This is a genomic window from Paenibacillus macquariensis, assembly GCF_900156375.1.
Taxonomy (GTDB): domain Bacteria; phylum Bacillota; class Bacilli; order Paenibacillales; family Paenibacillaceae; genus Paenibacillus_AQ; species Paenibacillus_AQ macquariensis.
Genome location: NZ_FTNK01000001.1, coordinates 1 through 21,699, shown reverse-complemented (window position 1 = coordinate 21,699; position 21,699 = coordinate 1). Strand labels below are relative to the sequence as shown.

At 41.2% G+C, this 21,699-nt stretch carries 16 protein-coding genes; all 16 read left to right on the top strand.

The annotated features are described in order from the left end of the window. Window positions 1–33 precede the first annotated feature (33 nt). Entirely contained in the window at window positions 34–708 is a 675-nt protein-coding gene (gene nth, locus BW961_RS00080; RefSeq protein ID WP_068590414.1) for an endonuclease III, read from the top strand. 29 nt (window positions 709–737) lie between these two features. Further along, window positions 738–1,010: an NAD/NADP transhydrogenase alpha subunit gene (locus BW961_RS00075; RefSeq protein ID WP_068590416.1), complete on the top strand. Its 273-nt coding sequence runs from the start codon at window positions 738–740 to the stop codon at window positions 1,008–1,010. A 163-nt stretch (window positions 1,011–1,173) separates the two neighbouring features. Beyond that, window positions 1,174–4,827, top strand: coding sequence for a dynamin family protein (locus tag BW961_RS00070; RefSeq protein WP_068590418.1), 3,654 nt, complete (start codon window positions 1,174–1,176; stop codon window positions 4,825–4,827). 261 nt (window positions 4,828–5,088) lie between these two features. Further along, entirely contained in the window at window positions 5,089–6,861 is a 1,773-nt protein-coding gene (locus BW961_RS00065; RefSeq protein ID WP_068590420.1) for an ABC transporter ATP-binding protein, read from the top strand. Then, window positions 6,858–8,723: an ABC transporter ATP-binding protein gene (locus tag BW961_RS00060; RefSeq protein ID WP_068590421.1), complete on the top strand. Its 1,866-nt coding sequence runs from the start codon at window positions 6,858–6,860 to the stop codon at window positions 8,721–8,723. The genes BW961_RS00065 and BW961_RS00060 overlap by 4 nt, the downstream gene beginning before the upstream one ends. A gap of 192 nt (window positions 8,724–8,915) precedes the next feature. Continuing rightward, entirely contained in the window at window positions 8,916–10,106 is a 1,191-nt protein-coding gene (gene purT / locus BW961_RS00055; protein WP_068590608.1) for a formate-dependent phosphoribosylglycinamide formyltransferase, read from the top strand. Beyond that, window positions 10,096–10,551, top strand: coding sequence for a GNAT family N-acetyltransferase (locus BW961_RS00050; protein WP_244555829.1), 456 nt, complete (start codon window positions 10,096–10,098; stop codon window positions 10,549–10,551). The genes purT and BW961_RS00050 overlap by 11 nt, the downstream gene beginning before the upstream one ends. A gap of 160 nt (window positions 10,552–10,711) precedes the next feature. Next, on the top strand, window positions 10,712–12,397 hold the full coding sequence (locus tag BW961_RS00045; RefSeq protein ID WP_068590425.1) for a response regulator: 1,686 nt from the start codon (window positions 10,712–10,714) through the stop codon (window positions 12,395–12,397). Between the two features lie 100 nt (window positions 12,398–12,497). Continuing rightward, window positions 12,498–14,204 carry a sensor histidine kinase gene (locus BW961_RS00040; protein ID WP_082867649.1) on the top strand — a complete coding sequence of 569 codons (1,707 nt, stop codon included), beginning with the start codon at window positions 12,498–12,500 and terminating at the stop codon, window positions 14,202–14,204. After that, the gene (locus tag BW961_RS00035) at window positions 14,201–15,178 is read left to right on the top strand and encodes a substrate-binding domain-containing protein (protein ID WP_068590427.1); all 978 of its coding nucleotides are present in this window, start codon (window positions 14,201–14,203) and stop codon (window positions 15,176–15,178) included. Before BW961_RS00040 ends, BW961_RS00035 begins: the two co-directional genes overlap by 4 nt. Window positions 15,179–15,323: 145 nt before the next feature. Then, window positions 15,324–16,340: a galactose ABC transporter substrate-binding protein gene (locus BW961_RS00030; protein ID WP_068590612.1), complete on the top strand. Its 1,017-nt coding sequence runs from the start codon at window positions 15,324–15,326 to the stop codon at window positions 16,338–16,340. A 120-nt stretch (window positions 16,341–16,460) separates the two neighbouring features. Continuing rightward, entirely contained in the window at window positions 16,461–17,972 is a 1,512-nt protein-coding gene (locus tag BW961_RS00025; protein ID WP_068590430.1) for a sugar ABC transporter ATP-binding protein, read from the top strand. 21 nt (window positions 17,973–17,993) lie between these two features. After that, on the top strand, window positions 17,994–19,001 hold the full coding sequence (gene mglC / locus BW961_RS00020) for a galactose/methyl galactoside ABC transporter permease MglC (protein WP_068590432.1): 1,008 nt from the start codon (window positions 17,994–17,996) through the stop codon (window positions 18,999–19,001). 276 nt (window positions 19,002–19,277) lie between these two features. Then, on the top strand, window positions 19,278–20,009 hold the full coding sequence (locus BW961_RS00015) for a CAP domain-containing protein (protein WP_068590435.1): 732 nt from the start codon (window positions 19,278–19,280) through the stop codon (window positions 20,007–20,009). Between the two features lie 220 nt (window positions 20,010–20,229). Further along, window positions 20,230–21,090, top strand: a complete 861-nt coding sequence (locus BW961_RS00010; RefSeq protein WP_068590436.1) for a GDSL-type esterase/lipase family protein — start codon at window positions 20,230–20,232, stop codon at window positions 21,088–21,090. A gap of 32 nt (window positions 21,091–21,122) precedes the next feature. Beyond that, window positions 21,123–21,699, top strand: a 577-nt coding sequence (locus BW961_RS00005) for an ABC transporter ATP-binding protein (RefSeq protein ID WP_425298634.1), incomplete at its 3' end; no start/stop codon positions are given.

Below are 21,699 nucleotides of genomic sequence, written 5' to 3'. Positions count from 1 at the left end.
ATCAAGACGTTTTTTTTGCAGGAGGAATTCATCATGAAGTCTGAAACGGTACGCCATATTCTGGATACAATGCGTGATATGTTTCCTGAGGCGCATTGTGAACTGGTCCATAGTAACGCTTTTGAATTGACGATTGCGGTACTTCTCTCTGCTCAATGCACAGATGAGATGGTAAATAAGGTCACTAAAGATTTGTTTCAAAAGTACAGATCACCTAAAGATTATGTCGAGGTTCCGCTTGAAGAGTTGGAGCAGGATATTCGACGAATTGGACTTTATCGCAATAAGGCCAAGCATATTCATAACTTATGCAAAATGGTGATAGAACAATACGATGGTGATGTTCCTAAAACACATGAACAATTGGTGTTGCTACCAGGCGTGGGACGTAAGACAGCCAATGTGGTCATGTCTAATGCATTTGGAGTGCCTGCTATTGCGGTAGACACACATGTGGAACGGGTATCCAAACGTCTAGGGTTGACAGGATGGAAGGATTCCGTACTTGAAGTGGAAAAAAAGCTGATGAAACAAGTTCCGAGGGACGAATGGACGGATACTCATCATCGACTTATTTTTTTTGGGCGCTATCATTGCAAGGCTCAAAATCCACAGTGCCAAATTTGTCCGCTTCTTGATGTATGTCGTGAAGGCAAAAAACGTATGAAGATGACCCAAATCAGGAAAGATAAAGATAATATAGGATAGTGAACATTAGAGATGGGATGGGATGTCAGATGAAGTGCATATCAGTATATACGAATAATTTTGAAGCGTTCTCCGATATTTTTGAGAGTGTTGTGGAAACAGTATTTGAAGAGCATGAAGAGAAGGAAGTGGATGGCATTACTGTCAGCCATTCTGGAGAAGTACCTGAGTTTTATTTGGAGCGTATGTCACAGAAACCAGAAGTTGTGGTTATGAAAGATAAATCACGTGGTGTTACGATTCTTCAACATGGTTCTGTGTTTGAAATATTGATGCCTGACCTTGAGTCTGTATTGGCGTAGGTTCTTTGAACCGCGTATACAATACTTAAGTCGTAATAAAACCGAAGGATATTCTTCGGTTTTATTTTTTTGCAAAGGTAAAAGGATTTCACTAAGTTAATGGAGATGTTAAAATAAATAAAGTTATTTCAATGAGATAGATCACAAGGGAGAGAGTAGATCCATGATGGTAGCGACAGATAGCAAGAAAAAGAATGAAGAAGTGTATTTAGAAGCTCTTAAGAACCAACTGTCATCTTGGGGAGATACAAAAGCTACAGATACAATTGATGATTTATTACATAAGGAACAATCAGGTGAATTAACGATCGCGTGGTGTGGTCATTTCTCTGCGGGGAAATCGAGTCTAATCAATTCACTATGCGGGATGAAAGTATTACCTTCTGGTCCAGTTCCTACAAGCGCGAATGTGGTCACGATTCGTAATGGATCAGCCCGGGCTGTGATTTATTCACAAGATAATGCAGAAGCACCCATGGAGGTAACGACAGACGAACTAAATGAATATTGTACGAACGGAGGTTCATATTCCTCGGTAGATGTATGGGAAGAGATCCCGTTCCTCGGCTCCTCGGGTGTGTTGATGGATACGCCAGGCGTTGATTCTACAGATGATGGGCATAAGAAGGCTACGCACTCTGCGCTTCACTTAGCAGATGTGGTTCTATATGTGATGGATTACAATCATGTTCAGTCTGAGAATAACTTGGTATTTGCGAAGAGTCTATCGGATTGGGGCAAGCCATTGTATCTCATTGTGAATCAAATTGATAAACATCGAGAACAAGAATTATCTTTTCAGTCTTATCGGGATGAAGTGATCTCAGCGTTCGACCGCTGGCAGGTACATTACGAAGGGCTCATATTCAGTTCATTGAAAGAATCGGATCATCCTTATAATCAATATGACAGTCTTAAGGAATTAATCATGGGCTTGATAGGTAAGAAGAAGGAGTTAGTACAGTACAGCATTTCTTGTTCGGCAAATCATGTGGCGGATGACCATGTTCTTCAATATGGAGCTTCATTGGCCGAAGAAAAGGAACAGCTTCTAGAAGAACTGGGCGGTATAGAACAATTGGCTCAGATTGAAGATGAAAGACTGTCTTTGGTAGGAGAACAGGATCAAGTACGCGGACTCACACAACAAGAAAGGGCAACGTTACGTCAGGATATCAATGCGATCTTGGACAATGCTAATCTTATGCCTGCAGAAATGCGAGATTTAGCTCATGATTTTGTAGAAAGTCGTAAGCCTGGGTTTAAGAAGGGATTATGGTTAGCTGGGAATAAGACACGTGTTGAACAAGAGCAAAGACAAGCAATATTCTTGCAAAAACTTCAGGAGCAAGTCTCATCGCAAGTTGAATGGCATGTACGACAGTTAGTAGCTACATGGGCTGATAAGCATCATCTGTGGAGTGAGGAATGGCAGAGAAAGATGGACATGTTCATTCCAGTGATAGATGAGGATATTATTTATAAGACACTTCAGATCGATGCTATTCTATCGGGAGAGTATGTTTTGAATTATTGTCGTAGTGTTGCTGAACAGATTAAAGTCCAATATCGGCGTAACATAACGGAGTTTACTGAGCAGCTTCTAGTGCTGCTAGAGGATGTGGCTGCGCGCGAGCTGCAGCGCTTAAGCCTTGCGATGGCCGACTTGGAGCAACAGTCGGCACAGGGATCCCGCTACGCTGCGCTCAAGCAGGAGGAAACTACGCGTGCGCAAGCGCTAGCTGAGCTGCTGCCGCCGCGCGTAAGCCTCACCCCCGGCCTCCTGCCGGCGGTGAGGCCCTTACGGCCGCCCGCTCCTGCGGAGGCGGCCGAAGCGGGTGCGCTTCGCGCTGCGCCCGCGAAAGATCTTGCCCCGCCGCACAGCGGTAGCGGGGCAACGCACGGCGGTGCGGCCACAGGCCGCCGCCAGCGGCTATCAAGTGCGGCAGCGCAGCTGCACGGCGCAGCAGCGCTGCTAGAGCAGTATCCCGCGATGGCATCTGCCGCGCGGGGAATCCGTGAACGCGCCGCTGCGCTCGAGGGCGGCACGTTTACGCTGGCGTTGTTCGGAGCTTTCAGCGCCGGTAAATCTTCCTTCGCGAACGCCTTGCTTGGCGAAGAAGTGTTGCCGGTCTCGCCGCATCCTACCACGGCGGCAATTAATCGTATTCTTGCACCTCATGATGACTTTAAGCATGGAACAGCACAGGTGGTCATGAAGTCCCGTGAGACGCTGATGGAAGACCTGAGAATATCATTCTCGATTCTCCATTTAGGTGAACCGGATCTGAACCACTGGAGTGCTGCTGTACACGATTTAACATCAGATGGGATACATCCAGCGGGATTACCTCATTATGGGTTCTTGAAAGCTGCTAGTGCGGGGTGGGTGGAAGCAGAAGGGATCCTAGGTACGATGCAAACGGTAGACCTTACACAGTATCGCTCTTTTGTAGCGGATGAGACGAAATCTTGTTTTGTTGAACGTATCGATTTGTTCTACAGTTGTGATCTAACGGAACAGGGCATTATTCTTGTGGATACACCCGGAGCGGATTCCTTACACGCGCGTCATACAGGTGTAACTTTTCAATATATGAAACATGCAGATGCATTGGTGTTCGTCACCTATTATAATCATGCTTTTTCTAAAGGAGATCGACAATTCCTCTCCCAATTAGGAAGAGTGAAAGATAGCTTTGCACTGGATAAAATGTTCTTTATTATCAATGCGGCAGATCTAGCAGGATCGAATGATGAGCTAGAGCAAGTGATTAGTCATGTGAAAACAAACTTGCGAAGTAGCGGGATTGCTTCACCTCATATTTATGCCTTATCTAGTATGAAAGCACTAGAAGGCAAGACCACAAACCAACAATCATTGTTGTTATCTTCTGGATTCACAACATTTGAAGAGTCATTGAATGATTTCGCAGGTAAAGAACTTCCTGGCTTATCTATTCAAGCTGCGAAACAAGAGATCACGACTGCACGTAAACGTGCAGAAGAGTGGAATCGAATATCAAGGCAAGATGAAGCGACGCGAGGTTTACGTCAGCTTGAGTTGCAGAAGACTTTTGCTAAGGCAAAGGAGATGCTGAGCCAATTCACGCTACTATCAGGACAAGATAAAGTCATCGAACAGGAAACGAAAGAATTACTGTTCCACGTGCGCAAGCGGATCGAGTATAATTTGGGTGCATTTTTTAATGAAGCTTTTCATCCTTCATTACTTCGTGATGGTACGGGATCATTGAAAGAGATCTTTGGCGATTGTGGACGTGAGCTAGAACAATCTCTGTTGAAAGAGCTTGATCAAGAATTATGGACGACCACATTACGACTTGAGTTAAAGGCGAAATGGATTCTTCAAGAAGCATCACAGAAGTTCACAGATCAGGTCAATGCCATAGATGAAGGAATGTTGCTAACACCTGTTAAAGAAGAGCAATCTTGGCATGTTCCTGATCTACAAGGAAGTAAATTTAACAAGACAGTGGAATGGCATGGGTTGTGGTCTACTTTCAAATCTCCTAAGTTGTTTTTTGAAGGTAAGGGGCGCGAGAAATTGAAGGAAACCGTTGAACCGACACTCAGGGAGAATATTACGGATGCAGCAACTGCACAAGAGCCATTACTTTATGGTTTCTATATTCATGAATTTAGTGAAGCTTTAGTGCGTCAAGCTAAATGGTTAGAAGAACAATTATTAGAGAATCAAAGTGCGTTGGAAAGTACATTACAATTAACGGAGCTACCCGTCACTTGGCTAGAATTAGCGGATCGTCTGAAGTCATATGAAGAGATGTCTAACTAAATTTTATGTTAAATAAATTAGGTAAAGGGAGCGCTGTGATAGCGTTTCCTTTTTTTTGAGATGAGTACCCTAGGGATATGGAGTATTTCGCAATATATCATAAAAAATTCCTGATTGTTTCCAGTAATTGACCGATGGTTGCGTATCGCGCCTGTTTATGATGAGTTATGAGCTTTGCCGCCTTTTGAAGACGGTGTTAAACTTCATTAATGTTCACAAATATGAATGAAATGGATCTAACGTATCCAAAGGAGGAGAAACATGAATGTACTTAGGCAACTAAAAGGCTTCTTCTGGGACAAACGAAGGGTTTTGTATCTTTCGATCCTATGCTTAGCGATTTCTACTGCTTTAGGGCTGGTTACGCCCAACCTGCTTCGAATTCTGATTGATGATGTCATTACTCCTAGGCAGTTCGACAAAGTACCTATGCTCGCCCTGACGGTTATCCTTGTCGTCATCGCCAAAGCGATTATGCAATTTCTAAGCGGGACCCTAGGTGGTAGACTGGGTAACCATTTGGCCTACCGTTTGCGAAATGCATGTTATGAGAAATTGCAGTTTTTATCATTTCGGTATTATGATACCGCGAAGACAGGGGATTTAATGTCACGCCTTACAGGTGACCTGGAAGCGATCCGTAACTTTATCGGTTTTGGTCTAGCGCAAATGATGAATACGATACTCATGGTTACATTTGGTTCGATTATGATGTTCTCCATTCATTGGCAGTTGACGTTAGTGACCATGATCAGTGTACCGTTCTTAATCATTGTGGCTCTGAGATTTGAGGGTGTAATTCATCCAGCATTTCAAGAGATGCGAATTGCATTAAGTACACTGACAACAGCTGTTCAAGAGAATGTCACCGGTGTAAGAACGGTGAAATCTTTTGCACGTGAACCTTATGAGGTAGAGAAGTTCTCCATTCGTAATGAACGTTATAAGACGAATCAAATCTTCACCTCGACATTATGGAGTCGCTTTTTCCCACTCATGGAGTTCCTAGCATCAATTACTGTTGTTTTGTTACTTGCGGTAGGTGGAACCTTTGTTATTAATGGGTCACTCTCCTTAGGAGAATTGGTTGCTTTCTTTAGCTTGATTTGGTACATAATTGGTCCGATGTGGAACATTGGGTTCTTAATTAATAACTATACCCAATCGGAAGCTTCAGGAGAACGCGTGTTAGAACTCCTTAATCATCCTATCGACGTTAAAGATCGTGAAGATGCGAAGGAACTTGTAGCAGAAGAAGTGAAAGGGAATATTACGTTTGAGAACGTCACTTTCGCTTACGGAAATAAGTTAGCTGCAGTTAAAGATATTAGTTTTGATGCACCATCAGGTTCCGTTATTGGTTTCTTGGGTGGAACCGGTTCAGGTAAATCAACGATTATTCAGTTACTTATGCATGCGTATAATGTGAATGAAGGTACCATTAAGTTAGATGGAGTGGATGTTCGAGATATCACAGTACATAGTCTGCGTAGCCAGATGGCCTCTGTATTTCAGGAGACATTTCTGTTCTCGTCGAGCATTCAGAATAACATCTCATACGGTTTGAAGGATGTCTCGATGGAGGAAATTATTCGTGCTGCGGAGCTTGCGAAGGCTCATGAATTTATTATGGAAATGCCGGATGGTTATGATACGGTCGTGGGTGAACGAGGTATGGGGCTTTCTGGGGGACAGAAGCAACGGATCGCTATCGCACGTGCGTTACTGAAGAATCCTAAAATTCTTGTTCTTGATGATGCAACAAGTGCCGTCGATATGGAGACAGAGCATGAAATTCAATCGGGATTCCAAGAAGTGATGAAAGGGCGGACAACATTTATTATTGCTCACCGTATATCTTCCTTACGTCATGCCGATGAAATACTTGTATTGGATGAAGGTAAGGTTGTGCAAAGAGGTAAACATGAGCAATTAATTACTGTACCAGGTCCTTATCGAGATGTTTATCAAATTCAGTACGCTGATCATATTGCCCGGATATCCAGTGAAGCAGAAGAGCAGGTGAAATCATGAGCACTCATGTAAATGTAGATAGGCATAATGACCCAACAAGCAAGACTGTTAAGAAACCGATAGGTGTAAGTACAGGCGGGGAACGATTTGTTTACAAAGATGATGATGTGATTGATAAAGCTTTTGACTGGGGGCAATTTCGTCGATTATTTGCATATATGAAACCATATGCGAAACAATTACTGCCTCTGATAGGCTTGATGATGATCTTGGGGACGATCACCAAATTAACAGTTCCTTTTCTAACGAGTATGGCTATTGATAAGGCGATCTCACCTGCGAACCCTAGTTTGAAGATGTTATATATGATAGCTGCGGGTATATTTGTACTTTATGTAGTGCAATGGGTAGCGACTGCCTATCGGATAAAATATATGAATATTATTGGTCAGAGAGTTATCTATGACCTGCGTGCGGACTTGTTCAAACATATTCAGAAATTATCCTTTAACTTTTTTGATAAAAGACCAGCGGGATCAGTTCTCGTACGGGTAACGAATGACGTGAACTCGTTGCAGGAACTTTTTACGAACGGTGTCGTTAACTTAATGATTGACTGTGTACAGTTGGTGGGGATTGTAATTATTTTGTTACTCATCAATTTCAAACTTGGGCTTGCAGTTATCATCACAGTTCCGATTATGTTCCTGATTTCTACGAAATTGCGTGTGAAGATACGTAGAGCTTGGCAGGATGTTCGGATGAAGGGATCTCGTATCAATTCACATTTGAACGAGTCTATTCAAGGGATTCGTGTTACTCAAGCATATACGCAAGAGAAGGAAAACATGGAGTTCTTCGATACGATGAATAAGGACGCAAAGAAATCATGGGATAAAGCGACGACCATGAACCAAGGATTTGGTCCACTTATTGAAATTACAGGTGGTTTCGGTACATTAATACTGTTCTGGTTCGGTGCCTATCTGATTCAACAAGGTGAATTAACGATTGGTTTACTGGTAGCCTTCTCAAGTTATGTAGGGAACTTCTGGGATCCAATTAACCGTCTAGGCCAAATGTACAATCAACTATTGGTTGCGATGGCTTCCTCGGAACGGATATTCGAGTTCATGGATGAGAAGCCGAATATCGATGATAAACCCAATGCAACAACACTTCCACAGATCAAAGGGAATATCACTTTCAGGAACATCGTCTTTGAATATGAGAAGGGTCGTCAAGCCTTAAAGGGGATAGACTTAGACGTTGATGCGGGTCAGACGATTGCGCTAGTGGGTCATACGGGTTCAGGGAAGAGTACCATTATTAACCTGATTAGTCGCTTCTATGACATTACGGATGGACAGATTAAAATTGATGGCTATGATATCCGAGATGTGAAAGTAGAGAGTCTGCGTAGCCAAATTGGTATTGTCCTACAAGATACTTTCATCTTCTCAGGTACGATTCGAGATAACATAAGGTTCGGAAGACTTGATGCGACAGATGAAGAGATTGAAGCTGTAGCCACAGCTGTGAATGCACATGAATTTATTGCGAAGCTACCAGGTGGATATGAAACGGAAGTAGAAGAGCGTGGGAATATGTTGTCCATGGGACAACGTCAATTGTTATCCTTTGCGCGTGCGCTGCTTGCGGATCCTCGTATATTGATCCTTGATGAAGCTACAGCGAGTATTGATACGGAGACAGAACTTCGCATTCAAGAAGCACTTAAGGTTCTACTCCAAGGACGTACATCCTTTATTGTCGCCCATCGATTATCAACGATACGCCATGCTGATAAAATTGTTGTGTTAGATCATGGGGAAATAAAAGAAGAGGGAAGTCATGCAGAACTCATTTCCCGCAAAGGAATTTATAACGGTCTCATTGAAGCGCAATATCGATTTATTTAGCTTTATATAAAATTACACAATGGTTCCAAATTATTCAAATTATTACGGGTATTTTGACTGAATGTATCTATTTTATGATTGTTTATGTCAAATAAAATGTGAAATTTGATGAAAATTATCGGAGTACGCTTGCATTATTGTTGCCAAACCCTGAAAATAGAGATGAAAGAACTATAGGGGGGATGGCAAGTGGTGTGGGGTGCTCCTTTTTCTGCATATTCCAGGAAAATGTTGCTGCTGGGCAGTGGAGAATTGGGTAAAGAAGTGGTACTTGAGGCCCAGCGTTTGGGTATAGAGACCATTGCCGTGGACCGCTATAATGATGCTCCTGCTATGCAGGTAGCGCACAGGTCCCATGTAATCGATATGCTCGATGCTGAAGCTTTGAAAAGCATTATTCGACAAGAACAACCTGATATCATTGTTCCTGAGATTGAAGCTATTGCAACACATGTGTTATTGGAGTTAGAACAGGAAGGTTACCATGTGGTTCCCAAAGCACGCGCAACGCATCTAACGATGGATCGTGAAGGAATTCGACGCTTGGCTGCGGAGACATTATCGCTGCCAACGGCTGAATATCGATTCGCTGACAGTCTAGAAGAATTGAAGGCTGCTGTTGTTGAGCTCGGAACACCGTGCGTGATTAAACCAATTATGAGTTCTTCTGGTAAAGGGCAAAGTGTATGTAAGAGTTTAAATGATGCAGAAGCCTGTTGGACCGCCGCTTTAGAAGGTGGACGAGCTAAAAGTACGCGAGTCATTATCGAATCCTTTGTTCAGTTTGACAGTGAAATTACACTTCTTACGGTACGTTCTGTATCCGGTACGCTGTTCTGCCCACCGATCGGCCATATTCAAAAAGATGGCGATTATGTGGAGTCTTGGCAACCGCATCAGATGAGTATTGCACAACTTGAAGAATCACAATCCGTAGCGAAAGCGATTACGGATGAATTAGGTGGTTACGGCGTTTTTGGTGTTGAATTGTTCGTAACGCCTGATGGGATTCTGTTCAGTGAAGTATCACCCCGTCCTCATGATACCGGTATGGTCACGATGGTAACACAGGACTTGTCGGAGTTTGCCTTGCATGTGAGAGCCATACTTGGCTTACCTATTGAGCACGTACAACTTCTGGCTCCGGGCGCATCGGCGACATTGAAAGCCCAAAATTATAGTTCGAATTTTGCAATTAGTGGCGTGGCTGAGGCTCTTTCACTGCCACGTACTCAAGTGAGAGTATTTGGTAAAGGTGAGAGCAAACCAGGTAGAAGAATGGCTGTTGCTCTAAGTAGTGCTGATAATGTTGAGATTGCTCGTAAGACAGCAAAACATGCTGCCAGTCTTTTAAAAGTGGAGGTATATGATCATGAACAGTAGTTTGTCTGCTCCTACATTGAGCATCCGTAGATTTCAATGGGATGACCTGGAGACTATTACTGCGTTAATGCGAGAACTTAACTATCCTACAACCCTCAGTGTGATGAGAGAACGTATGGAGGACATGGAATCTAGTCCTTTATACTGTACTTTAGTAGCTGAAGTAGATGGTATTGTAGTAGGCAAGATCAGTTTACACCACATTGTTTCTTTTTCACGTTGTGAACCGACAACCCAGATCACTGCGATCATTGTTGCAAAAGAATATCAAGGTCAAGGGTTAGGTAAAAGATTGATTCAGCAAGCGGAAGATTGGAGCAAGGGACAAGGAAGTACACTTTTGTTCCTAACCAGTGGAAACCGTGTGGAGCGTGCACCTGCACGTGCATTTTATGAGCATATCGGCTTTACAAAGACAGGCTATCGTTTTAGTAAAAAATTATAGAACCTTTCTGATGTCATGAAATTTCTATCCCATCCCCTCTAGGGTTGGGTTTTTTTTATGTTTACATCATTTCAGGATTGATATACAATCCTGAATATATCATACGATGGTCCTAGTGTTATTCTAGAAAGCGTTTACAATATAGTGATGAGGGATGAATATGTATAGTCTTATTTTAGTAGATGATGAAGAAGATGTAAGGGAAGGTCTGCTTGATGAAATTTCATGGGAAGAATATGGATTTCAAGTCATAGAAAGGGCCGAGAATGGTCGAGAAGCGACCGAATTCATTGAAAGATGTGTTCCAGATGTTATCGTAACGGATATTCACATGCCTTTTATGAATGGATTAGAACTCGCTGAGTGGACTCGTAATCATTATCCCAATACCAAAATTATCATCCTTACAGGGTATGATGAATTTGAATATGCCCAAAAGGCGATTAAATTACATATAGACGAATATGTATTAAAGCCATTTTCATCGAAAGAACTCGTCGATATTCTACTTAAAGTGAAGCATCAATTAGATGAAGAGGCCGCGGATAAAGATAACTTACAGAGTCTAGTTCAACATTATCGTAAGAGTCTTCCCGTCCTGAGAGGTACGTTCCTATCTTCTCTAGTGTCAAGACGGATACCCCTATCTGAAATTAATGAAAGAAGTCTGAGTTATGAGTTGAATTTGACAGCAACTTCGTATATGGCTTCTATTGTAAGAGTCGATTATACATATTCAGATTTGCAGGAAGTGGACCATTCGGTGAGTCCTTTTTCGCCAGAGTCTATGAAAGGTACCAAAGATCGGCAATTACAATTATTCGCCGTGTTGAATATAACAACGGAAATATGTGCGAAGTACAATGCCTTCGAAGTGTTCCTTCACAACGATGATGTTGTCCTGTTATTTATGGATCCAGATAAGGATACCGAGAAGACGAGTGGGCGAATGCTTGAAATACTCGAGGAGGTTCGCCAGAACGTAGAGAAATACTTAAAGCTCACGGTGACAATAGGTGCTGGCACGATGACGAACGCCATTGAAAGTGTACACCATTCCTATAATGAGGCGCTACAGGCACTTGATTATAGATTGATATTAGGGAATAACCGGGTGATATGGATCTCTGATGTGGAGATAAGTCATGATCCATTGATTTACGAACCCCTTCATTATGATGAATTAAAACAACAGATGTTAATCCGGTCTATTAAAGTAGAAACGGCTCAGGAAGTGGGGAATACAGTAGCTGGTCTATTTGCAGATATAGAGATGACACAACTTACGGTAAAGGATTGCCAAGTATATGTCCTAGAAATTCTGACGTCCATTATGAAGGTAGCAAAAGAGTTCCGTTTGGAACTTGATGAAATATTCGGTTCGAATGAGTATCCCTTTGCTGAGATCACGAAGTTTAATAATTTGAATGAAGTAAAGCTATGGATTACTGGTATTTGTATCAAGCTCATGAATCACATTTCGAAGGGGCGTCAATCTAGTTACAATCAATTGGTAGAAGATGCAAAAGTGTATATTACGACTCATTATCACGAAAGTGATATTTCTATTAACAAAGTATGTAAACATTTGCACATTAGTACAAGTTACTTCAGTGGTATTTTCAAGAAAGAAGTAAAGATGACCTTTGTCAATTATGTGATGCAACTACGGATGGAATCAGCAAAGAATCTACTACGTTCAAGCGACATGAAATCCTTCGAAGTAGCAGAGAAGGTAGGGTTTATCGATCCCAATTATTTCAGCTTCTGTTTCCGTAAGAGATTTGGATATTCTCCAAAAGAATATCGGAACAACTCGGGAGGGGTAGCTATGAGTGAACATTGAACCTAAACATTCAAGGTTATTTAAATTCACCAAAAAACCAAAAGTCCCGCTTTCTTTTAATGTAAGAAGTATTCAAGTGATTATTACCATTTCATTTACGATGATTACAGTTGTAGTAGTGTTGTTAGTAAGCTTATTACTCTACAATAAATTTGCCAAATCCGCAGAAGATAACGCTTATCTAAACATTCAACAGATTATCGATCAGGTTAATTCTCATTTGGAGTTATATGTTAAAGGGATGCAGGATATCTATGAAGTGGTGGAAGAGCAGATCGGTCAGACAGATAATATATCGGATTCATTATTGAAAGAACAACTAACGACACTTCTTCACACCCGTGAGGATTTGGTCTCGGTGGCCTTGTTTACACCAGAGGGTAACATGGTACTCGACGTTCCAAATGCAACGATGCGACGCAATACACAGCTAAAGGAACAAAGTTGGTTTCTGACGGCACTTAAACAACCAGAAGCTGTATCTTTTTCCCAACCGCATATTCAGAACTTATACAAAGGTCAATACAAATGGGTTGTTTCGTTAAGTAGAATGATATCTTACAAGGCGGACGGCGTCATGAAAATGGGTATTCTGTTGGTCGATGTTAATTTTCGGACAATTGATGAGCTTAGCAGTAAAGTCATTCTGGGCAAAAAAGGCTATGCCTATATTATGGATACTCTAGGAAATATCATTTACCATCCACAACAGCAATTAATCTATGCCGGACTTAAATATGAGAATATTGAGCCTGTATTTGATTATGCCTTTGGGAGTTATATAGATACCTCTACAGTAGAACAAAGATATATTACGATTCGAACGGTGAAACCTATTGGTTGGAAAATAGTTGGTGTAGCCTATCCTGATGAGATCGTAACCACGAAGAAGGATCTTCAGGTGTTTATATTCTGGTTTCTTGCGGTAGTTATAATTGTAGTCCTATTGGTCTCTATCTTTGTATCTGCCAAAATATCGCAGCCGATTCGCAGGTTAGAGAAAGCTGTGAAACTGGTAGGACAAGGTGACTTCAATACACCTATTGATGTGAAGGGCGCATATGAAGTAGAGCAATTATCCAAAAGATTTAATTTCATGCTACATCGGATTCGCCAACTAATGGGTCAGATTATACATGAACAGGAAGCCAAGCGAAAAAGCGAACTAGATGTTCTTCAAGCACAGATTAATCCTCATTTCTTATATAATACATTGAATTCTGTCATCCGGCTTGTGGAGCGGGGGAAATCGGAAGAGGTCATTACAGCGATTACTTCACTATCTAAATTATTCCGAATCAGCTTGAGTAAAGGGATGAATATGATCCCGCTAGCGGAAGAATTAGAGCATGTCCGTCATTATCTAATTATTCAAAAGATCCGATATAAGAGCAAATTTAATTACAAAATGGATATACAGGATGAGGCCTTACCTTGTACAACACTGAAGCTTATCATTCAACCGATTGTAGAGAATGCCATCTATCATGGAATTGAGCTTATGCCAGATGAAGGCTGTATTCAGATTTCAGTTAAGGTTGAAGGAGAGAAGGTCATCATTTCAGTTACGGATAATGGTCTCGGAATGACGCCTCAAGTCATGGGACACTTGTTAACAGGTGGTGTGAAAAGCGCAGGAGGATCAGGCGTAGGTGTGAAGAATGTTCATGAACGTATCCAATTGTACTACGGCAAGGCCTATGGATTGACATTCATGAGTGAAGTGGAAGTAGGAACCACGGTCACGATCACCCTACCTATGATGAAAAATGAACCAGAAAATGTGGAAGGAGAGGGATTACTATGACTAGAGCCATGAAAAGGGTAATGGTATTAATTTCCTTACTTTCACTAGTGTTGGTTTCTTGTTCAGATTCTCCTTCCAGTTTACGGATGACAGATACCGTTCGAAAGGTGAGTATGATCGTCAAGATGAAAAGTGGTTCTTTTTGGAACACGGTTAAAATGGGCGCTGAGGTGGCTGCGAAAGAATATAATGTGGAGTTAACCTTTCTTGGTCCGGATAGCGAGAATGACATAGAGGGACAAATCAAGTTAGTTGATGATTCGATAACGAACAAAGCAGACGCTATTATTCTATCAGCGAGTGATTATATGAAATTAGCACAGGTGACAGACCGGGCAGCCTATCACAAAATTCCGGTTATTTCCGTTGATACGGAGGTAGCTTCGGCTCGTGTGAAGACTTTTGTAGGTACAAATAATTATGAAGCAGGTCAGAAAGCAGCAGAGAGACTGGTAGCATTGATTGATGGGAAAGGCCAGATTGGCTTGGTCAGTTTTGTAGAGGGAGCACGGAATGCGGATGAGAGAGCATCTGGGATGTTGGATTATTTTGCTCGTTTTCCCAACGTAGAAGTGGTGGATACCGTGTATTGTGGATCTGACGTTCAGCTAGCGGCGGATTTAACGAATGAAATGCTAGGTCAATATCCCCATATAAGTGGACTAATTGCCTTAAACGAAGTAGCGGGTATCGGTGTTTCCCAAGAAGTACTGAAACTAGGACTTGGAGGGAAAGTGAAAATTATTACATTCGATAGTCCCCCTGAGGTAATTGAAATGCTACAAGAGGGTATTGTTCAGGCAACGGTTATTCAGAATCCCTACAGTAATGGCTATTTAGCCGTGCAGCATGCTGTAGAAGCAATTGAAGGGATGCATGTTCCCGAGAGAGTGGATACAGGTTCCAAATTGATAGATCTTGATAATATGTTGTGGCCAGAGAACCAGAAGCAACTATTTCCGTTTGTAAGGTGAGCGTAAGGCATGAGAATTTTTATATAAAACAGGAGTATTTTATATTTGGTTTAATGTTTTTTTCAGCGATAATGAAAACGTAACCAATAGGAAATCGTATTTCAAAGAAAAGTTTATGGGGAGGTTTATTTTAATGAAAAAAAGAATGAAGAAAATCACACCAGTTCTTCTTGCAGGTGCACTACTCGGTTCTGTTGTAGCAGGTTGCTCAAACTCAGCTGACGGAGGTAAAGAACCTCAAATTGGGGTAGCGATTTACAAATTTGATGATACCTTCATGACGGGTGTTCGTAATTCTATTAAAACGAATGCTGAAGGAAAAGCAAATGTTGAGATTGTAGATAGCCAGAATTCTCAACCTACGCAGAATGACAAAGTAGATTTGTTCATTACAAAGAAAACAAATGCACTATTAATTAATCCGGTAGACCGTACAGCTGCTGGCGTTATTATTGATAAAGCAAAGACTGCTGATATTCCTGTCGTATTCCTTAATCGTGAACCACTTCCTGATGATATGAAGAAATGGGATAAAGTATATTATGTTGGTGCTAAAGCAGAAGAATCTGGCACAATGTCAGGTGAGCTGATTGCTGATTATTGGAAGGCACATCCTGAAGCGGATAAGAACAAGGACGGGGTTCTACAATATGTCATGTTAAAAGGTGAACCAGGACATCAAGATGCAGAATTAAGAACAAAATTCTCTATTGAAGCGATCGAAGCTGCAGGGATCAAAGTAGAAAAAGTTGCAGAAGACACAGCGATGTGGGATCGCGTTAAAGGTCAAGAAAAAATGGCTGCATTCCTTGGCGCTAACGGAGATAAAATTGAAGCTGTTCTAGCTAATAACGATGATATGGCACTTGGTGCAATTGAAGCATTAAAAGCTGCTGGTTATTTCAAAGGTGATAAATTTATGCCCGTTGTAGGTGTAGATGCAACAGCTCCCGCTATAGAAGCATTGCAAGATGGAACCTTACTAGGAACTGTACTTAACGATGCCAATAACCAAGGTAAAGCTTCTGTAGTTCTAGCTACATTGTTGGCTAAGGGAGAGAAACCTACGAAGGACAATGTAGGTTTTGAAATCTCGGACAATCAATATGTATGGATTAAATACAAGAAGATTACGAAGGACAATATCGACGAAGCAAAATAAGTGAATTTCTAACGGTGGAGCTGGATATTTCACGAGAATCCAGCTCCCTTTTAGATTCTAAGTATAGAGCGATGTGCCTTTAAGGGCAACATATAGGTCACGTAGGAGGAGGTGGAAACCATGGCTGAACATGAGTTTTTGCTAGAAATGATAGAAATCACTAAGGAGTTTCCTGGTGTAAAGGCACTGGATGGTGTTACTTTGCAAGTGCGTCCTGGAACGGTACACGCTCTTATGGGTGAGAATGGGGCCGGGAAATCAACGTTAATGAAATGTCTTTATGGTATTTATGAGCCAGATGCTGGTCAGATTGTGTTGGATGGCCAACTAGTTGAAATACACAACTCCAAGGATGCACTAAATCTGGGTGTTTCGATGATTCATCAGGAACTTCACCCGGTACCTTTCCGCAATGTGATGGAGAATATTTGGTTAGGTCGATTTCCGACGAGGGGAATAGGTCCAATCCAGTTTATCGATCATAAGAAGATGTATAAGGACACAGCAGACTTATTTAAGGAGCTTGATATTGACTTGAAGCCAGACACGATTGTTGGTAACTTGTCCGTATCCAAAATCCAATCTATTGAAATCGCGAAAGCTGTCTCCTTCCATTCTAGGGTTATTGTGATGGATGAACCAACGTCTTCGCTGACTAGCGTTGAAGTAGAGCACTTATTCCGCATTATCCGTGACCTGCAGAAGCGAGGAGTAGCCATTATTTATATATCGCACAAAATGGAGGAGATTCTACAAATCTCTGACGATGTAACCATTATGCGAGACGGGAACAAAATTGGTACATGGCCAGCTAAGGAATTAACGACGGATAGCATCATATCTAAGATGGTTGGGCGTGACCTCACGAATCGTTTCCCAGAAAGAGATAATGTACCAGGTGACGTTATTTTGAAAGTACAAGACTTAACCTCTACGCATTCTAAATCATTTAGAAATATATCGTTCGATCTTCGTAAAGGTGAAATTCTCGGGATTGGTGGCTTAGTTGGAGCTCAACGGACGGAACTTATTGAAGCATTATTCGGGCTTAGAGAAATCGCTTCAGGGACCATTTCTTTGAATGGTAAGGAAGTCAAAATCAAATCGGCGGAAGATGCTAAACGAATGGGGATGGCACTACTTACGGAAGAACGGCGTGCTACCGGTATTTTCTCCGTCTTATCTGTACATGAGAATGGGGCCATAGCTAATATGGATCGGTATCAGAAGCCGTATCTGTTACTTGATGCGAAACGTAAGAAAAAAGAAGTCGATCATATGGTAGAGAAGTTACGTACGAAGACACCAACGACGCGTACGCTAATGATGAATCTTTCGGGTGGGAATCAGCAAAAGGTATTATTGGCTAGATGGTTGTTAACAGAGCCTGAAATTCTTTTGTTAGATGAACCAACACGAGGTATTGATGTTGGAGCTAAATACGAGATATATACCATTATTGCTGATTTGGCGAAACAAGGGAAAAGCATCATTATGATTTCTTCTGAGATGCCTGAACTGCTTGGGATGTCTGACCGGATTATGGTGATGTCTGAAGGTCGTCTAACCGGAATCGTTGAGGGTAGTGTTGCTACTCAAGAACAAATTATGACGCTTGCCGCTCAGCATTAAGGCATCGAAGGGAGATTATTTATGAATACGAAAAGATTACAAAGTTTTGCTTCGCAATATGCCATTTATATTGTCTTAGTTGTACTCATAATTGGGATTACAGCGTCCAATCCAGCATTCTTATCTATTAACTCATTAAGAGATGTATTAATTCAATCATCCACACGTACGATTATTGCGCTAGGTGTGGCTTTTATTCTAATTACAGCCGGAACGGATTTATCTGCGGGGCGAATCGTTGGGTTAACGGCGGTAATTGCCGCTTCAATGTTACAGAAGGCTGAATATGCGGCTCAATTTTTTCCGGACATTCCACAAATGCCCTATATCATCCCTATTGCGATTGCTATATTGGCGGGTCTCTTCTGCGGCCTTGTCAATGGATTTGTGGTTGCTAAGCTCAATGTACCACCCTTTATCGCCACATTAGGGACAATGGTTGCCGTGTATGGGATTAACTCTTTATATGTCGATATGGAACCGAACAATTCTCAACCTATTGCTGGTCTTCGAGATGACTTTAAGAATATTGGAACGGGAGCCATCGGTGAAGGGAAGTTTTCCTTACCTTACATTGTTCTTATCGCAATCTTTGTGGCATTTATTGTATGGGTCATCTTTAATAAAACAAAGCTTGGAAAAAATATGTATGCAATTGGTGGAAACATTCAAGCTGCGAAAGTATCTGGTATTAATGTAGCCAAATACTTGATTTATATCTATGCTATTGCTGGATCTCTTTATGGTCTTGCGGGTGTACTAGAGGCGGCGAGAACCGGTGGAGCAACGAATAACTACGGTAATATGTACGAGCTTGATGCTATTGCCGCTTGCGTCGTTGGTGGTGTATCTACGACGGGTGGCATAGGAACAGTGCCTGGTGTAGTAGTCGGGGTACTGATCTTTACAATCATTAACTATGGACTAACGTTTATCGGTATTAGTCCATATTGGCAACTGATTATCAAAGGAATCATTATTGTGGCTGCTGTTGCTTTTGATATGCGTAAATACGCAACGAAGAAATAGGTGAAAAGGACGATCATCGAATTAAGTTACTAGAGGTTGCTAGGTGCATAATAGCCTACCTTATGTACTCACACCGATTAAATTGTGTGAGTATATAAGGTTTTTTCTGTTGTTTATCATTTGTTTATCGTTGTCAAAAGACGTTTTACCAGTATTTGCGGGGTTAAAAATGAAATCTAGCATGTTACAATGATTTTGTTGCTGATGACAATTTTGTAACCTTTTTGTAACTAAGAGATTCAAAAATACGATTCGAATGAAGGAGATGTGTAATATATGAAAAAATCAATGATCAAAACGGTGATGGCTGGAACATTTGCTTCTATATTAGCTGTTGGAATGGTACTACCAGGATCAGCATCGGCTGCTTCTGCTGAAACTTACAAATATACTGACGTGAAGGTTATTCTTCAAGATTGGATTAAGAATCATGACGGGGAATGGAAAGTCATTGTAGAAAAGTTACAGACTACGATTAAACCTTCTACACCAGTTACTAAACCAGAAGTAAAACCTGAGGTTAAGCCAGAAGTGAAACCAGAAGTAAAACCTGAGGTAAAACCAGAAGTTAAGCCTGAAGTTAAGCCTGAAGTTAAACCAGAAGTGAAACCAGAAGTAAAACCAGATACAAATGCAGATCAATCGGTTACTGCGCAGGTTGTGGCTCTAGTAAATCAAGAACGTAGCAAAGCAGGTCTTAAACCATTGACTTCAGATGCTAAATTAGCCAATATGGCACTGGATAAAGCAAAAGATATGAATAATAACAATTATTTTGCTCATAACTCACCAACTTATGGATCTCCATTTGATATGATGAAACAATATGGTATTACTTATAGCTATGCAGGCGAGAACATTGCGAAGGGTCAAAAAACGCCGGCCGATGTCATGACAGCTTGGATGAATAGTGAAGGACATCGTGCTAACATCTTGAATGCAAACTATACTATTATTGGTGTAGGATATTATAACGGTCATTGGGTACAAGAGTTTATTAGTAAATAATAAATAGTAAGCAATGAATTGAACGGTTAGGCTATTCAATCTTGAATAGCTTAACCGTTTTTTTGTGTTATATTCGAGTGAATATATGCTTTCCCTCTAAGTTTCTAAAGGGAATTATGTATGGGAGTTCGTCTTTAATTCAATCTATATAGATGGCTTAATTTGCAAATTTGAAATAGAAGTTTTAATGTTAAAAGGAAGATTGAAGGAGGTATTGAATGTGAATTCATCGAAGTGGATCTGGCGCATTGTAAGTGTGGCCTCAATTGCGACGACATTGGTACTGTTAGTTGGATTTATATACGCTATTAAAGATGTTAATGCTCCACAGGTTGTAGTTGAGATTGAACGTCCATCTCAACCAATAGGCGAGGGTGTAGCGGATAGTATGGATAATAAAAAGGAATATAAGATTGCAGCCATTGGAGACTCTTTAGCCAAAGGCACAGGGGATCAAACCGGAAGCGGGTTCGTGAAAAGAAGTGTAGAAAGTCTCGCGAAGAGTAGCGGTAAGAAAACGACGTTACTAAACAACCTAGGCATTAACGGACTAACGACGGATGGATTGGTGAAGAAGTTAGATGAGGAAGGTGTACAGTACGTTCTGAAACAATCTGATATTATTATCCTTTCTATTGGGGGTAATGATCTATTTCAGGGAGCGCAGCTATTATCTTCAGCTAAGGGTAAGTCAGGTGAATCAACAGGCACAACGTCGACGAATTCAGTACAAGACGTAACAGCTGAGAAGATCACAAGTGCATTGCCAAAAGCATCAGCACAATTAAAAGTTGCTTTAGAGAAAATAAGAACCATTAACCCTGATTCCTATATTATTTATGTAGGATTGTATAACCCTTTTGGAGATTTGAAGGAATTGAAGGTCGTGGGCAATGAAGCTGTAACGAAATGGAACAACGTAGCACTTACAACGATAAATAAATATGAGAATATGACTCTAGTCCCTACATTTGATTTGTTTACACATAATTTAAAGCGTTATTTATCAACAGATCACTTTCATCCGAATGCTGAAGGATACCAACAAATTGCTAATCGTATTGTGCAAGGAATAGAGTAACATGGACATTCGTAAGAAAGGGGCGACATACTTTGAGTGTGAATAGAGTGGATAAAATTGTTCTATCTGTTGAACATGTACATAAAAAAATAGGTAAAAAAATGATTATTAAAGATGTAACTTTTGATGTGCGAGAAGGCGAAATATTCGGTTTCTTAGGTCCAAATGGAGCGGGTAAGACGACGACGATTCGGATGCTGGTTGATCTGATTAAACCGAGTAGTGGAACGATAAAAGTATATGGCTATGATGTCAATCGTGATCAGGAAAATGCGTTGAAATACGTAGGTTCAATTGTTGAGAATCCTGAAGTATACACGTATCTCACGGGTTGGGAGAACTTAGAACATTTTGCTCGTATGCAGTCTGGAGTGGATGAAGCGCGGATTCAAGAAGTGGTAGATATCGTACGGTTAGATCAACGAATTCATGATAAGGTACGTACATACTCACTCGGGATGCGTCAAAGACTCGGAATCGCTCAAGCACTATTAGGCCGTCCTAAGCTACTAATACTCGATGAACCTACGAATGGTCTGGATCCAAAGGGAATTAAAGAGCTCCGTCTGTTCATTAGGAAGTTGGCAGAAGAAGGATTGGCGGTATTGG